Source organism: Microvirga tunisiensis (assembly GCF_009296175.1).
GTDB classification, from domain to species: domain Bacteria; phylum Pseudomonadota; class Alphaproteobacteria; order Rhizobiales; family Beijerinckiaceae; genus Microvirga; species Microvirga tunisiensis.
In genome coordinates this window covers 1-544 of sequence record NZ_VOSK01001000.1, presented here as the reverse complement: position 1 = coordinate 544, position 544 = coordinate 1, and the positions used below count along the sequence as shown (strand labels likewise).

Annotated in this window: 1 protein-coding gene and 1 pseudogene; both read right to left on the bottom strand. The window is 67.1% G+C overall.

Annotated elements, in window-relative coordinates:
• Positions 1-314 (bottom strand): Clp protease N-terminal domain-containing protein (locus FS320_RS44915; protein ID WP_274597311.1); only part of this gene is annotated, 314 nt, incomplete at its 3' end.
• Between the two features lie 39 nt (positions 315-353).
• Positions 354-544 (bottom strand): annotated as a pseudogene (locus tag FS320_RS46960) (hypothetical protein); the annotation flags it as partial.

Below are 544 nucleotides of genomic sequence, written 5' to 3'. Positions count from 1 at the left end.
AAGGAATCGCCCGCCTTCTCGGCCGCCTTTTCGGCGGTGTCGAAGAAGCGCATCAGCTCGCGCGTGGCCTGCGGCTGCGAGGCCGAGCCGGAGACTTTCGGCTGCTTGGCGAGCCATTGCTCGACGGTCGCATGGGCGTCGCGGGAGCGGCCGCCGGCGCGGTCGATGAGACCGGCGCACAGGCCTTCCGGATCGTCGAGCAGAACTTTCAGCACGTGGCCTGGGGCAAGCTGCGGGTGGCCTTCGCGCACGGCGAGGTTCTGCGCCGCCTGAACGAAGCCCCGGGCCCGCTCGGTATACTTTTCGAAATTCATCTGTACCTCCATCAGACCTTGCGCCCTCTTAGAGGCGCGCTAGAACCGAGGAAGATGTCCTTTGGCCGATTGGGCCAACCAAGGACGCTGGCGCTCGAAGGAGCTGTCTGGATGCGAGACCTCCTTGGCGGCAGCGATGACCTGGAGGGCGGGCGGCAACGCGTCTGAATCGGGCGGCTTGTAGCGGCGGTTGGCGAGCTTCGGCTCGGCGGCCAGGCGGCTGCGCACCA